This is a genomic window from Microcoleus sp. AT8-A3 (assembly GCF_036705675.1).
Lineage (GTDB): Bacteria > Cyanobacteriota > Cyanobacteriia > Cyanobacteriales > Microcoleaceae > Microcoleus.
On the sequence record NZ_JAUBVD010000017.1, the window covers coordinates 71,777 to 87,607 of the forward strand.

Here is a 15,831-nt window from a genome sequence, read left to right on the forward strand (position 1 = left end):
CCTGGGCGATGCGTTAATTCTTAGAAAATAGTAGATTTTAAGCTGGGATAGTTGAATTATGGAAAAAGCAAATAAGCGTCGTGGGTTGATTACTGTGGTGGTGGTGCTGTCGCTCATCGCTTTTTTGGGATTTTCTCTCGTTCCCATTTTGGACAGTATTCTCAAGGCCAGCCAAGCCCAAAGTACGTCAACTCCAACACCTACTCAAACGGCGCAGTCTGGGGAGAAGCAATCAGAGTTGCTGCAAGCTCAGGCTAGGGGATACGAATTGGTTTTGCAGCGGGAACCTGACAACGTAACGGCTTTGCGGGGATTGTTGCAGGTGCGACTGGAGTTGATCGGGCAAGGAGTCGGCGACATTAAGGATGCGATCGCTCCTTTGGAAAAGTTGGCTTCGCTGAATCCAGAGACTACTGAATACGGGATTTTGCTGGCTCAGGCTAAGGAACGCACGGGCGATCGCGAAGGGGCTGCTCAGGCTTACAGGTCAATTTTAGCGTCTAGGCCTGGGGAAATTAAGGCTTTGCAGGGGTTGGTGAATTTGCTGCTGGTGCAGCAGCGGCCGGAAGCTGCGATCGGACTGCTGCAAGATACGTTGAAAGCTGCTCCGGCTGCAAATCTGGCGAAACCGGAAAGTGTGGATGTAACTTCAGTGCAGTTGATTTTGGGACAGGTTTATGCTGTGCAGAAGCGCTACGAGGAGGCGATCGCAATTTATGACGAATCTGCTAAGGCTAATCCCAAAGATTTTCGCCCGACTTTAGGAAAGGCGATCGTGCTGAAGGAACAGGGCAAAACAGATGAGGCAAAAACGCTGTTCGATCGAGCTACTGAGTTAGCTCCTCCTAACTATAAAGACCAAATTAATCAGTTAGCTAGTGGCACTCCTTCGCCTTCTCCTGCGGCTACGACGACTCCCGAACCGGCTGCTTCTCCTAGTCCTGAAGGTGCGCTACCAAAACCTTAAGGAAAGTTTTAAGTTTTGAGTTTTGAGTTTTGAGTTAAAAAGTTTAAAATTCACTCATGCGGCTACGCAGTGAGAGTCACGAACCAATCTTAAAACTCAAAACTCCTCAGCAATTACCAATTACCAATGAGGCAAGACTTCGGATCGAATTATGACTGCTTTAAGCGAAGGGTTTCCGTTTGGAAAAATGATAATTATGCAAAAAAGAGCGTCCAATCCGACTATTAAAAGCACTCGGCCCATAAGGTGTTGGCAGAGAGTTGAACTGCTGTTGTAAAACTTCGTCCTCTGCTGTGTACTGACATTTTCCTTCTAGTCGATCGAGCATTTCCAGTACCAAGTCATTAATCTCCTCTGGCGTATTATCCACCACTTTAATACCCCATGAGTATAGGAGTTGGCTATTGAGGTTGAAAAAGAAACGAGGCGCTAGTGCTTCTTCAAAAGTGAGATAGCGCTTTTCAACTTCTGACCAAGCTAGTTTGGGGATGAATAAATCATGATTCGACGGAGGACGCCCGGAGACTGGCCAAGTGTTGGTAATAGCGCTGGGAACGCCAAATACCAAGGGAACACAGGCGAGACCTGAAGCGCTTCCCAAAAAGAAACGACAGGAAGTGCACAGAAAAACATCCATCCAATCGCTTTTTGCGTCAGTGTGAGCGTAGTCGATCGCCTGTTTCATCGGTGGTAGCGGTTTCATGGTAGGGTCGCCCATGCGGATGACCCAGCCGCCGCGAGCTACAATCGACTCGATCGCTAATAAGTAAGTATTAATATCAGCACTCCGGTAACTGATCGTTCCTTCTCGTCGGAAGCCATCTTCTCGAACGTGGAGACACACAAACCAGGCATTTTTAGGCACTCCGAGGTCTTGCAAACAGTTCCATCCTCTCTCATAATCTGATGGCGATAACGTCAGCAGTGGCGGGTTTCCCTCTGTTTGCCACTGTTTTTGAACTGTTGAGAAGGCGTAACCTAGATCTACCATCTCTCCGCTGGGCTGTTTGATATGGTACAGAGTATATTCCAAACACCGCATAGTCTTTGCTAATGGCAGCAAGCGCTTAATCAGAGAAGCGTCGGTGATAATGTGGAGATAGCGCCGCCAGTAGTTGAGCAAACAGGGATTGATGACTTGTTCGGGAGGCGCTAAAAGAATTGTGTGGTATTTAGGTCGCCAGCCGAGAATACCCATCTTAATATAAATATCTATATTGAGAGCTAGGTGTCCGATCGCACCTAACCAGGGCCAGTTTGTGAAATATTCCGGCGTTATGAAGCGAATACCCAAATTGCCGAGGGGATGCTTTTCAAGCTGAGAGTTATATACGTCCATCGCACGTTCAGTAGAGCTGATAGATTCGTGTAATTTACCGACATCGTAAAATTTCCAGCTCATTTTCATATGAGCTTCTGCTAGTTTGAGATAAGCTTCTGTCCAATTTTGTTTAAGGGTAATTGCTCTTTTGTAAATTTCAATTGCTGCTTCTAATTTCCCTTGCTGTATTAGTAAATTTCCGAGGTTAAAAAGTGCCTCTTCCTCTAAAGATAGTGTGTTTTGTTTTTGCTTAGCCTCATCTATTTCCGCTTGCTCTATCAGTAAGTTGACGAGGTTGATATGTGCTTCTTCTAAGTCAAAATTGAGGGCGATCGCTTTTTTATAGCTTTCAATTGCCTCTATTCGCCTGTTTTGCTGTGTTAAGAGTTTCCCCGATCGGCAGTGAAGTTCAGCACTTTCTGGAGTCTGGTTAATGGCTTTGCGGGTTTTGGCGATCGCAGCTTCAAGCTGCCGCTGTTTGGTCAGGGTTTCTGCTAAATTGCCGTAGTCATCGTTAACTGATGGATTGAGCTTAATAGCCTGACTGTAAAAATTTTCGGCTTCATCCCACCGCTGCTGTTTGACCAAGGACTCCGCAGCTTGACAATAGAAGGTGGCGGCTTCGGGGCGACGACCCTGTTTGCAGAGGACTTCGCCTAAATTAATGTAAAATCTATAAAAATCAGGGGAAAGCTGAATGGCGTGACGGTAGGAGGCGATCGCTTCATCCCACCGGCAGAGTTTTGCTAAGGCTTCCCCTAAATTGTAATAACACCAAACCGAATTAGGGTTGAGTTGAATAGCGCGATCGTAACAAGTAACTGCTTCCTCCCAGCGATCGAGTTTAGCTAATGTTTCCCCTAAGTTGTGGTGAGACAAATAAAAGTTGGGGTTTAGCTCAATCGCTTGGTGGTAAGACGCGATCGCCTCTTCTAATTTCCCTTCCTGTTTAAGTTGGTTGGCTGCCTGAAAATAGCTTGCTCTCATCAATTAGCGGATTATTAACTTCTGTTTCTAGCAATGAGCCTTTCATCAATCCATCTAGAATACAATGACAGATGCACAGATGGGTAATTTCTGCAAATCCATAGGCCATTGTCGGGACGAAAAAGTTAATGTCTCCTAATTGACGCAGGGGATTATCTGGCTTAAAAGCTGAAAGGGTGATGACATAGCAGCCCATTTGAGCTGCTTGACGGGCCCCTGCTAAGATGTTACCTGATTGTCCAGAACTGCTAATCGCAAATACGATATCTCCCGCTTGGGCAAAGGTGGCAATGGGTTTGCTAAAAACTTGTTCGTAGCCGAAATCGTTGCTGATGCAGGTAAGGAGAGCTCCATCATTGAAAGCCATTGCCGGAAATCCTCCATTTCGCCAGTAATCTATTGCCTGGTGACTGGCTACCGCCGCACTGCCGCCATTGCCAATAAAAATTACTTTTTTTTGCTGTTGGCTTTGTTGAGATACCAAAGCTGCGGCTCGAATAATTGCTTCGGCAAAGGAAAGAGGCTGAGATTTTTTGTCAGTCGCTTCAAAGTTTTCGCTTAAATTTGCAAGTTGGCGGAAGTAATCGGTGGCAAAGGGAAGCTCTGAGGGAAGAGTTTGCATTTATTTTTCAGTTTTGGTTTTATTTAATGAGAAATGCCCCATGTTAAATTTTTAGTCCTGAATTCTTGCCAAGCTGCGGAAAGTTCATCAGAGGCGATCGCCTCCACAACTTGCGGCAGCATGCGAGGAATTTTAGGGACTAACAGCACTTGAGTCAATTCCTCAAATGTAAATAGTTGGAAGGCTTGCCCCTCTGTTAAGGTTAGTTGGCTAGTCGGTACTGTCAAGGGAATACTAAAAATATAAGTGGTGGAAGGTCGATCGGGTGCTTCCCATGTCAGCAGGTATTTGGGTTCGGGCGGTATCCAGCAAAGTTCTTCTTCGATTTCTCGCTTCATAGCTTGGGCTGGAGTTTCCCCTTCATCAACAGTACCGCCGAACAGTCCCCAATGATTGGGGGCTATGATTTCAGGTATATTGTCTCGCAGTTGCAGTAACAGGCGAGATCCTTGGTAAAGGAATGCTTTTGCAACTAGAAGATTAACTCTATCGGCGGTGTTTTGAAGCATAAATTTAGGTTTTTCCCAAATACTCAAACCATGCTTTTGTGGCTTCCTGAATGGAATCAGGCGTCCAGACTGGTGCTTCTTGCCACAGGCTGATGTTTGCCAACATCTGAGACACTCCTTCGGGGAAAGGAACTTTTGGCTCCCACCCCAAGAGAGTTTTAGCTTTGGTGATGTCTCCCCAAGTGCAGTCTGGCTCTCCGGGGCGTTTTGGGATGTGGACGATGGGGCCGCCTAATAGTTCCACGAGGGTGAGGACACTTTGAGGATTGCCGGAGCCAATGTTGATAATTTCACCCGTTACATCCGATGCTGCCGCGGTGACAAAGGCTTCTACGACATCGCTGACGAAGGTGAAGTCTCTGGTTTGAGTGCCATCTCCGACAAGGGTGAAGGGTTTACCTGCTAATTTTTGAGCTAAAAAGACGCCGAAGACGGCACCGTAGGCTCCTGTTGTTCTGGAACGCGGCCCATAGACGTTAAACAGCCGCAGGGAGATAGCGGGGAGTTTGTACACTTTTGCCCAGTGCATAACCATTTGCTCGCCTAAATACTTAGTCAAACCGTAGGGGTGTTCGGGAGAACAGGGATAGGTTTCAGGTGTGGGATATTGGTCTGGGATGCCGTAGCAGGTGGAGGATGCGGTGTAGACGAAGCGCTGGATTTGAGCGTGGCGGCAAGCGTCTAGCAGGCTAAAAGTGCCTTGAACGTTGGAGTGGTAGTATTGGCTGGGGTTTTCGATCGACGGTACTAAGTCTGCCAGCCCTGCTAGATGAAATACCCAGTCAATTCCTTCTAGGGTGGAGGGGATGATGGTGGCTGCGTCTTGCTCGATGAAGGTAAATTTGTTATGAGTTTTGGCTTGTTCTAGGTTGGCGAGGCGACCTACTATCAGGCTATCGAGACCGGTGACACTGTGGCCGAGGGACAGGAGGCGATCGCACAGGTGGCTGCCGATAAAGCCGGCGGCACCTGTTACCAAGCAGTGTTTAGAATTAGTCAATGGCTTTCTCCGTAAATCTTGACATATTTTACTTTGTTGAATTATGCAATCAACCTATTTTTTACAAGCTTTGGATCAATTCCCAATACTTGTTCCCCGCTTCCAGTTCCAAACCAAAGATTTTATCGAGCATTGAGCAAGCCATTTCCCACTGGACGTCTTCTGGATTAACCCGATATCGTCCCAAATATTCTGCACAGATTCGCCTCAAGGAACAGTAAATTTTAGATGCAACAGTTGAGGGACTGAAGTTGTTAGTAGCCACAAAGCTCATCAAGGTATCGAGTGCCACATCGGGTGCGTTGTTCAACATACAAAAGTAAGCATATTTGAGGGTGGCAAATTCTAAGCTTTCCCCTTTGTAGCGATCGCAAACCCAATCGTACTTCCTCAGCCACACACCATCTGTACCGATCAAAGCTCCGTAACGATCGTTATCGGGTACTAAGGGATTGGGATTGCGAAACAAAGCATGGCGAGGAACTCCCCGACCGAAGTAATCAAGATTTAGTAAAAAGAAATCCCGTGCTTGTAGGTGATTGAAAATTTCAGGAAACAGAGGAACATGCTTGTATATTTCGTCAAATAAAACTTCTACCCGCATCCCAAGTACGTTAGATGAAATCTGCCTTTTTGCTCCCTCTAAAATTTCTAATTCAGAACCTTCTGTATCTATCTTTAGAAAGTCAATATCTATTTTGCGATCGCTTGTCAAACTATCGAGAGATGAAGTTTTAACACGAATGACAGATTCTATTTCTCCTTCACCTGGTCTGTATCGTTTGAACCATTCCGAATCAAGATTTGGCGGATAAAAAGAGCAATATCCCCTGTGTTTAGTAAGATAAAAATCTCTTTCTCCTTCTGCTTTGGCTAGCGCCAGCTCCACCACTTCAAAACCCGGTCTAGAATTACGCTGTCTCAGGCGTTCTGCTTCTTCCGCATCGGGTTCAAAGGTGAGGTAAAGTAATTCTCCTGCAAAGGCTGACCAAGACGGGTGCATCCCATAACGACCACCCACATCAACCACTATTGTCGTGCTTTGATTCGGTTTCATAAAAACACCTAATTTGAACAGCTATTGTAGCAAGCTTTACATATCTTCGGGATATTTCCCTGTAAATGAGAGCGTCTAAAGTCAATCATTTGTTCGCTATTCCACTCCTGGGTTAACTTGCGTGCATCCCCGAGTTCGCAAACTTCAGGGTTGGCAACCATACAGCAAGGAACTATTTTCATATCTGAGGAGATATAAAGGCGATCGAACGGCCAGGGGCAGAGTTTTTTGGGGTCGGTTATATCGTATTTTTGGTCGATGAACCAGAATGTAACTTCGACGTTGTGTTCTTTGCCAAGAGCAATCAAGCGTTCTGCCATTGACAAATCAAACTGTCTGTGAACATCAACTTTGTCGTTAACCTCTCGCCACTGATCTTGTCCCCAATCATTCACGTCAAGGGACAGGGTTAAACGTTCAAAACCTAAGTCAGCAGCTAAGGCGGGAAACTGTTCCAATTCAGAAAAATTATCTTGCTGAATTACTGTCCACATTCGAGTGCGCTTGCGGTTAGTATCGCGGCCGTATTCATTCAGCAGGCGGCAATTTTCTACAACTTTTTCAAAACGACCCCCTCGGCGTATTTTTTCGTAAGTCTCCTTGGTGGTTCCATCAACAGAAACCTGTAATTCACAGATATCTGTATCTATTAGTCGCTTATAATTGTCTTGGAAATGCAGGATAGAAGCATTAGTTGTTGACCTTACCCAAATATGTTTGGCTCTGGCATACTCAATCATTTCAAAGTAGCATTTGCCCAGCAGGGGTTCGCCCATTCCTTGCAATTTGATTTCAATCAATCCATATTGACTATCAATGAGAGCTTTGTAGTCCTCAAAAGACATATCATCGGCTCGTTTGTAACCTTCCCAATCGCTGACTTGACACATTGTACAGTGGTAGTTGCAGCGACTGACATTTTCGATATCGAGCATGACGGGTAGATAGTCTAGTATCTCGCCTCTTTGAGCAGACTGATACTTAAGATAATTGGTGTGACGTTCTGGATAATGGTTAAATCCAGATTCTAGGTTTGCTTTGTACAACTCTTGGTCACGATACGGTCGGGGCAGTGTGTTAAGTCTATCCATGAATTGAGCCTTATTTATTCTGTGCCTTGGACAAATTTAAAAAAAAGTTCATCGGGACTTAGGTGCTCTTCACTACCTATTAATTCCGTGTAAAAACTATTAACATCATCAATGTTCACTTTTGTTGAGTCTTGATGGTGCTGTCTACCTTCAACTATTTTTTGATAAACAGAATTAGATAAACATTCATTGTCCCCCTTAACTAGGATAGTTATAAATTCATCATTATATAACATGACATAGCCCAAACTTAAAAAAAGATTAATAACATTTGTCAACTTATGAATCAATTGAGCACCTGAACCTTCAAATACAAATGCTTTCGGAAAAGCTTTAAATAAAAGCGATTCTGATAAGTATTCTTCTCTAAGCATTCTTTTCGCAATAATTAAGTTGAATCGCAAGCTACGGTACTGCATTTCACACAAGGCATGATTACAGGTTACAATATCAAAATATGGCAATTTTTGATCTTTTAATCTTACATACTCCCACCAAGGAATGTGTATAACATTCCCTGGCAACAATAAATTATCGAATAGCTGTTCTTTTTGAGGGTACACTGCTTCAACCAAATTATTGTTAATACTGTTAGAAATAAAATTCCATAGGTGATTTTGGTAGAGATAGAAAGCTTGAGATATATCCGTAGCTGCATAAGGATAGCCTTCTAGCATCAGCATAGCACCCAAGTAGCCATTACCAGGCCCAATCTCGAATACTCTTGGGCGCGCGTCGCCCCAAATATACTTGATGTGACGAAGAATATTTATCATCCTTAACAGGCTTGACCTAGCAAGAACCTTTCGTCCAAACTGAGATTCACTGAATACAGATACTAAGCTGGTTAGGTGTCGCAACAAGCTAAACTCTTTTTCTGTTAGACCTTCCAGAAGAGTGGAGTAATCCTTCTCAAACCTATTATAATGCAAGACTTCTATGTACTTAACCAACTCAGATTCACGACGAATCCGCGTTGGGTAGCCTACCTGGTGAAAAGCTACTGGCTGGAACGCTTCGATAACTACATTGGGTAATTCAGAGATTGCCTCTTGTTCTGCCGAATCATATTGCTCAACACTCAAGGAATCCATACTTAATAAATATCCATCTAGGTAAGAGTCTACAAAATATTTACAAATCTGCGCTAAAGCGCAATGCTTCATCAACAATCATGCCAATATCGTAATAGCGGTAATTCCCCATCCTACCCACGGAAAAAACGTTTTCTGGCATTTCTTTACGATAGCGATCGGCAAGTTCCTGCTGTTCTTTAATCGGATAGGGGTAAAGTTTGTTGCTAAAGGAAGGGATTTCTATTCCTAACAGAGTAGTATCCGATTTATAGCCCGTGAGTTTCTTGTATTCAACCACGCGAGTAAAAACTTCATCGTTGGCATAGTGCAAGAAAAAAGTGGGGTCAGGGATGACTTGTTCAACTGGCAGCACCAGTTTAATAAAGTCGCGCCCAATATACTCCAGCTCACCATACTCGAAATCAAACAGAATATCTGGCGAAAGAGAACTTACCAACACATCTGACTTAATCCAGTCCCCCTTAACTTTTACGGCTGCTTTTTGTACGTCAAAAGCTTCAATCTGGCAATTCATCCAAACTGTTACCCCTGGAGTATTTACACAGATGTCAAAGTAGTCGTCCCAAGCGCGCAAGGATATGGGATAAGAGATGAAGAATTCCGGGCGAACTTCTTTCGTGCCTGTCCGCAACTTTACGCCTTTGCCATCAAATTTGAAGTCAGTCAGTGCCGTATTAGACTCGATCTGCCACATTTTTTTGGAGTAGTTTTTAACAAATTTGTCATACAGTGTTGCACCAACTGAGTAAATCCAATATTCCTCAAAGTTGCGGGCGGTGCTGGGATCTGGTCTCTCCCGCAACTCTTGGTCAATTTTCTCTTTGTCTGGCATCAGGGGGATGTCATCGGCATGAAGTGGGTAAGAGTAAAATTGACCGTCCCCTTCCACATAGGTCAACAGGTAATGATTGAGCCGTCGTTGCGGCACTCGTTCGTGTAAAAAGTTGAATACAGATTCCTGGGATGTGAACAAGTGGCGCGGGCCGAAAGTGTAAGGATGCCCTCCATAATATAAGGTTTGACATCCACCACCTATCCGGGATGTAGATTCAATTAATGTAACTTGCCATCCTTTATTAGCTAGTATATGTGCCCAAGTACAACCCGCAAAACCACCGCCAATAATTGTTGCTGTTTTAACCATTTTGTCCTCTTATTTGACTATTTTTTTATGTTTCTACGCCAGGTAATTCGTCTGTAGCTTTAATGGTCAATCTTCCAAATAAGCTATGAAAGACCTACCCCACCATCCTACTTGAATGTGGGGAGCAAAACTAAATCGACTTTTTTTCTGAAACTTTGTGAAAGCTTTGGCAACTCCCTTAGCGGGGGAACCCTTGTAACCAGTAAATAAGTCATCAATATACAACAAGCTACCTTCTTGCAACAAGGGTTCAATGAACTCAAAAACTGGAACAGCAGACTCGTATAAATCACAGTCTATACAAGCTAAAGCAATTTTATGAGACTGTGATAAAAAGCTTTGTTGTAGCTTTTTATTGAGGCTGTCTTTATAAAATCCTTTGATGGTTTGACAGCGGTCTACATAAATGTCATGTTCTTTGATTAAATGCCAAAATTCTGCTTCGGCTGTCTTGAGAGCGCCTTGTTGCCAAACTTGGTGACTGGGCTGCGATTCGACTTCTGGGAGTCCCTCGAAACTGTCGAAGGCCAAAAAATTCATTGATTCTAAGTTGTGTCTGCGGGCTTCTGTTAAAGCCATTCTAAAAGTTCTGACCCGATGGCAGCCGTATTCGTGATAGTCGCCTTCAATTTTGTTGTCTGTCAAAAAATCAAAAGCTTGCATAAAAAAAGCTAGCTTTTGAGTTTGACGGTTGGCTTGATTGTAAGCAATTTCGTCCTGACGGCTCCAATTTTCTAAGTCAGAGCCATTAGCCAGCTTTACCCAGGGTTCTTGAAGTATGGGTTGGATGCGAGTGTCTTCGTAAATTCTCTTCATTTTAATTCTCCTGTTGAATGTTGGGTAGATTCTTGAAAGTAAGAGCGTATTCCCTCCTCTAGAGGAGTGAAACGAAAATTCGGTACGAGGCTGGTCAGCTTCTGAGTATCGAACATTAAGTCAAATTCTCTTTCTGCTTCTGCTGATTCGTAAACTGTTTCAAACTCTATCTGGGCGATCATACCAACTAAATTAGCAATTTTTATTATTGCACAGCTATGTCCCGTTGCTACATTAATTATGCCGTTGTATTTCAAAGGGATTAATAATTTTATCAATTTAGACAAGTCTTCCAGGTAAACATAATCACGAAGACTTTTGCCACTACCTTTTATATAAACTCGCTGTTCAGTTTTAATAGATGATGCTATTTTATTAATAACGCTTCTGTCATTGGGATCTGAGCCATAAATACCTGGAATTCGCAGAATTGTGACTGGGCATGGGATTTCTCCTGAAGACGTTAGCATCCATTCAGATGAATATTTAGCTAAACCATACCATGTGTCTGGCTGTATTTGGGATTTTTCAGTGATTGGTAGTTGTGGTTCTCTACCATAAACATCAACCGAACTGAAGTAAATAAGAGATTGGATATTGGCAAGTTTACAAGCCTTAATTAAATTTTTTGCAAGTGTGAGATTTTGCATATAAGAACTCAAGGAATTGTCAACTAAACGGTTGATAGTGGCTAAAAATATAATACTATAATAAAATTTGTTGCTCAGATTATTAAAAAACCTTTCTACAGAACCTTCCTCTAAAAAATTACAATTTTTAGAAGACAGTGATATAACATCATTACTATTAGTCTCCATGTATTTAGTAAGGTATCCACCGATATAGCTATTTTTACCAATAATTATTAATTTATTTTTCATCAATTTGATTCCCTCCTTTTATGTTAAGGAGGTGGGCATTTCTTTGTAAGAAATCACGTCCCACTCTCCCCGCACCATAACTTTTATGAAGCTCCGCTATTTGGTTGAATTGATGTTGCAGATTTTCATCTTTCGTTGTGTACTTTATTTGACCATCTACACGCTCAAGCATTTCCACCACTATTTCTTTAATTTCTTCAGGGGTGTTATCTACTGGATTGATACGCATTGACTTAAGAATGGTGGTCTGGTCAATGTATCCTACCTGACTAATTACCTCTGCAAAGGTTAGATAACGTTTTTCATCTTCGTACCAGAACAACTTCGGGATAAAGATACTCTTACCATACCAAGGTCTAAAAATTAGCTGGCTCCAATTAGTCAGAACACAGTTAACCCCAAAAGTCGAAGCAACGAAATAGGGGCCAGAAGGCATTCCCAAAAAGAAACGATTCTGGGATAAAAGAAAGACATCCATCCAGTCACTTTTTACCTCACTGTGAGCGTAGTCAATCACTCTCTCCATTGGTTGCAGAGGTGGCATATTGGGATCGCCTATCCGTATAACCCAACCACCATGCTCTACAATGGAGTTGATTGCGGGCAAGTATGCGTTAATATCTGCTGTGCGAGTTGGGGCATAGCCCTTTTCTCTAATTTCTCTAACGTGCAAACTCACAAACCAGGCATCTTTTGGTACGCCTAATTTTTGTAAACAGTGCCATCCTCGTTCATAGTCGGAAGCAGATAAGCTGAGCAAAGGAGGACGGTTTTCGAGTTCCCATTGTTTTTGGACTAATCCTCCTGCCTGACCATGATACATCCATTCCCCTTTGCAGCAATAAAAACCGGTGTGTTCTCGCAGTTGTCTTGCTAATGGGGATAGACTTTCAACTGTTAAAGGCTCAGAGATGAGCGTGATGTAGCGGTTCCAATAACTTAGATAACATGGATTAATCACCTGCTGAGGAGTAGCCAACATAATTGTACGGGTAGCAGGCCGCCATCCCAATTTTTCCATTTTTAAATATATATCTATTAAAGCTATATGACCTATACTTCCAGCCCAATCAAATTGGATAAATCGAATTCCTAGTTTTGTCAATTGTTTGGCTTCAGCGAGTTGCATTTGAAAGGCTAGCGCCCTGTACACTTGACTAAATCCTTCCTCAAACTTTCCTTTTGCTGCAAGTTCCTCGCCCTGATACTGTAATTTATAAACTAGCTCTAGAAGTTGAGAGTCAGTCCGTACTAATTCTGGGCTAAGAGTAATGGCTGTTTTATGCCTTTCAAGTGCTTCAATAAGCTGCCCCTGTTCTGCCAGTATATTTCCCAATTCGTAGTATGCTTCTGCTAGGTTTGGATGAAGAGTAATCGCCTTTTGATAACTCTCTTTTGCCTCAGATAGCCGCCCCTGTTGTTTCAGTGTATTTCCTAAGTAGTAATTTGCCTCCCCTAGTTTTGTATCAATTACTATCGGTTGCTGGTGATTTCTAGTCAGTGCTGATGCAACTTTACTAAGCTTCTCTGTACTATCCAAATTCAAGGATGCTTCATCAATAGTAGGTACTTGTTTATACCTTACCGGAAGTCCCTTAACTGCAAAATCTTCAGTTTTTTCGTTTACTTGCCCTAAGCCTTTGTCGAAAATAAAAATATTCCTAGAGAATTTTCTGTCATCTTTCCCATCATTTCTAGATGGCAACAGATCAGCATATTTTTGTAAAAAATCACGACCTATACGGCTATTACCATAGCTTGTACTATTCCTCGATACTCTTCTAAATTGCTCCTGCAATAACTCATCTTCTTCTGAATATGTTAGCTCTCCATCGCAGCGTTGCAATATTTCTAAAACTACTTGTCTAATTTCATCAGGAGTGTTATCTAATGCATGAATACCTAAGCGATTCAATTTTTCAATGTGATAAAGACCGCTCACAGGAGCAGACATAAACTCCTTAAAAGTCAGATATCGCTGCTCTAGTTCAGACCAGTATAGTTTGGGAATAAAAATATCTTGACTGTAGAAAGAAGTAACTCCCATTGGAGCCCAGTTGGTCAGAACGCAGGGAACTCCAAAGGTTGGAGGAACAAAACTCAGTCCTGAACTTGTACCTATAAAGAAACGACAGGCAGCGCATAAAAAAACATCCATCCTATCACTTTTTTGATCGGTGTGTACATAGTCAATTACCTGTGACATAGGTGGTAATGGCTTCATAGTTGAGTCACCCATGCGAATTACCCAGCCCCCCTGTGCTACAATGGACTCAATTGCTAGTAAATAGGTATCAATATTTGCACTGCGGACTTGTAATAAAGATGAAGTTTCGTGGCCGTGAAAACCATCTGTTCGGACGTGGAGGCTAACAAACCAAGCACCTTTAGGAACTCCTAATGACTCTAAACAATGCCAGCCCTCTTCATGGTCTGAGTCTGACAGAGCAAGCAATGGAGGCTTACCCTCTGTTTCCCATTGTTTTTGTACGGCTGTGGCGATCTCCCCATAAGAAAGCATTTCTCCATTAGAGAGAATTGTCAAGCCCGTAGGTTTATCTTCCAATAATCTAGCTTTATGAGAGAAACTGTTGATTTTGTCTTTATCAGAAACAACTTCGATGTGAGAGCGCCAGTAGTTAAAATAAGAAGAGTTAGCGAGTTGTTGTGGAGTTGCCAAGACAATTATGCGGTGGGGCAAGCGCCAGCCAAGAAGGCCTAATTTAATATAGTAATCTAGGAGAGCTGTGTGACCTATCGCGGTTGTCCAGTCGTGTTTTAAAAACCGGATTCCCAACTTATCTAATTGCTCTTTTTTAGCCAACTCAGTTTGTACCTGAGAAGATATTTTAATCCACTTTATCCATTCATCTTGCTTCCCCTGTTTATAACAATGAAACGCAAGAGATTGGTATATATCTAGATTGTTTGGGTCAAGGGAGATCATCTTTTCCCAGCAAGCAATAGCTTCATCTTGAAGATTAAGTTCGTCTAGTACAGTACCCAAATGGTAATAAGGCCATATCCAATTTGGTTGAAGTTCGATCGCTTTTTTGTAGTTTTCTATTGCTTCCTGTAGCTTGTCCTGTTTGCCTAATGCTAGTGCAACGGCAAAGTATGCGTATGCAGCCTCCGGTTGAAGCGCGATCGCCCTTTTGTAGCTGTCAATTGCTTCTGCTAGCTGATTTTGATTTGACCAGGCATTTCCCAAGCTATTATGTGCCTCTACCGATTCAGGTCGAAGTTCGATCGCCCTTTTGTAGCTGTCAATTGCTTTTGCTAGCTGCTTCTGATTTAACCAGGCATTTCCTAAAGCGAGGTGTGCATCTACCCAGTCAGGTTGAAGCGCGATCGCCTCTTGGTAACTCTCAATAGCTTCATCCCAGTGACCTTGTTGTAAAAGGGCACTTCCTTTGTTGTAATGAACCTCTGCGAGATTGTGATGGCAAATACTAACAGCTTGCTGATAGCTGTCAATGGCTTCATCTAACTGACCTCGCTGTGCCAGTGCTTTCCCCCACCGAGTCAGTGCTTCTCCCAAACTCTTATGGGCTTGCTGAAAGCTGGGATTGAGTTCAATTGTACGGCGGTAGGCTGCGATCGCTTCTTGCAGGTAAACTGAGGTGATTAAAAAGACTAGCAATGACGTAAATTCCGGTGATTGCCGGAATGCCGTCACAATTTCCTGACGAGTCAAACCTTCGCGTAAGGACTGTAAGTAGTGAGCTTTACCAGCCTCATCTGGTTCGCGTCTCAGATAGCTGTCATAGGCTTTTTCCAAGAAATCTTCGTCGTTGAGTTTGCCTGTTCCTTGTAAAAATTCCTCATCCTTGATGGCATAAATTTGAGTGAGAGAAACATAAGTGTAAGAAGATTTAGGTAAGAGAGCTTCTAGCTGTTGATATAACAATAAGCATTCCGGAAAATATTCGGGAGTTGTTTCAATTGCCAACTGGTGAAATGTTTCTCCCAGCTTATTGTAAAAAGCATAAAGATTTGGATTTAATTCAATGGCGCGACTGTAGGAAGCAATCACTTCTTTCATTTGACCTATTTGGGCTAAACATTCGCCCAATTTGTAGTAAGAATGGGCAGAATTAGGGTTAAGTTCTATCGCCCTCTTATAGGAAGCTACTGCTTCATCCCAAAGACACATAGATGCTAAAGCTTCCCCTAAGTTGTGATGGCTCCAATAAAAATTTGGGTTATGCTCTATAGCTATGCGATAACTATCGATAGCTTCTTCTATTTTGCCTTCTTGTTTGAATTTGTTAGCTTTTTGTAATAGATTATTGTTCATTTGAAACCCTACTTTAATTTCTTCAAATAACAAGATATT

Annotated in this window: 12 protein-coding genes; 1 reads left to right on the forward strand and 11 read right to left on the reverse strand. The window is 42.8% G+C overall.

Annotation, left to right across the window (positions count from 1 at the left end):
* Window positions 1-58: 58 nt before the first annotated feature.
* Window positions 59-967 carry a tetratricopeptide repeat protein gene (locus QUB51_RS12840; protein ID WP_333261611.1) on the forward strand — a complete coding sequence of 303 codons (909 nt, stop codon included), beginning with the start codon at window positions 59-61 and terminating at the stop codon, window positions 965-967.
* Window positions 968-1,127: 160 nt separating this feature from the next.
* Here the strand turns inward: QUB51_RS12840 and QUB51_RS12845 are convergent, their stop codons facing one another.
* From QUB51_RS12845 to QUB51_RS12895, 11 genes are all read right to left on the reverse strand, one after another.
* Entirely contained in the window at window positions 1,128-3,275 is a 2,148-nt protein-coding gene (locus tag QUB51_RS12845) for a TIGR04372 family glycosyltransferase (protein ID WP_333261614.1), read from the reverse strand.
* The gene (locus QUB51_RS12850) at window positions 3,238-3,897 is read right to left on the reverse strand and encodes an SIS domain-containing protein (protein ID WP_333261618.1); all 660 of its coding nucleotides are present in this window, start codon (window positions 3,895-3,897) and stop codon (window positions 3,238-3,240) included. Before QUB51_RS12850 ends, QUB51_RS12845 begins: the two co-directional genes overlap by 38 nt.
* A gap of 23 nt (window positions 3,898-3,920) precedes the next feature.
* The gene (locus QUB51_RS12855) at window positions 3,921-4,406 is read right to left on the reverse strand and encodes an NUDIX domain-containing protein (protein ID WP_333261621.1); all 486 of its coding nucleotides are present in this window, start codon (window positions 4,404-4,406) and stop codon (window positions 3,921-3,923) included.
* 4 nt (window positions 4,407-4,410) lie between these two features.
* Complete coding sequence (locus QUB51_RS12860; protein WP_333261624.1) at window positions 4,411-5,406, reverse strand: SDR family oxidoreductase; 996 nt, start codon at window positions 5,404-5,406, stop codon at window positions 4,411-4,413.
* A 61-nt stretch (window positions 5,407-5,467) separates the two neighbouring features.
* Entirely contained in the window at window positions 5,468-6,463 is a 996-nt protein-coding gene (locus tag QUB51_RS12865; protein WP_333261628.1) for an FkbM family methyltransferase, read from the reverse strand.
* Between the two features lie 8 nt (window positions 6,464-6,471).
* Entirely contained in the window at window positions 6,472-7,554 is a 1,083-nt protein-coding gene (locus QUB51_RS12870; protein WP_333261632.1) for a radical SAM/SPASM domain-containing protein, read from the reverse strand.
* A 14-nt stretch (window positions 7,555-7,568) separates the two neighbouring features.
* Window positions 7,569-8,720, reverse strand: coding sequence for a hypothetical protein (locus QUB51_RS12875; protein WP_333261635.1), 1,152 nt, complete (start codon window positions 8,718-8,720; stop codon window positions 7,569-7,571).
* A complete protein-coding gene (locus tag QUB51_RS12880; protein WP_333261638.1) occupies window positions 8,689-9,795 on the reverse strand; it encodes an FAD-dependent oxidoreductase in 1,107 nt (368 codons plus the stop codon). Before QUB51_RS12880 ends, QUB51_RS12875 begins: the two co-directional genes overlap by 32 nt.
* A gap of 66 nt (window positions 9,796-9,861) precedes the next feature.
* The gene (locus QUB51_RS12885) at window positions 9,862-10,611 is read right to left on the reverse strand and encodes a TylF/MycF/NovP-related O-methyltransferase (RefSeq protein ID WP_333261641.1); all 750 of its coding nucleotides are present in this window, start codon (window positions 10,609-10,611) and stop codon (window positions 9,862-9,864) included.
* Complete coding sequence (locus QUB51_RS12890; protein WP_333261645.1) at window positions 10,608-11,492, reverse strand: SDR family oxidoreductase; 885 nt, start codon at window positions 11,490-11,492, stop codon at window positions 10,608-10,610. The genes QUB51_RS12885 and QUB51_RS12890 overlap by 4 nt, the downstream gene beginning before the upstream one ends.
* On the reverse strand, window positions 11,482-15,825 hold the full coding sequence (locus QUB51_RS12895) for a TIGR04372 family glycosyltransferase (RefSeq protein ID WP_333261648.1): 4,344 nt from the start codon (window positions 15,823-15,825) through the stop codon (window positions 11,482-11,484). Before QUB51_RS12895 ends, QUB51_RS12890 begins: the two co-directional genes overlap by 11 nt.
* Between the last annotated feature and the right edge of the window lie 6 nt (window positions 15,826-15,831).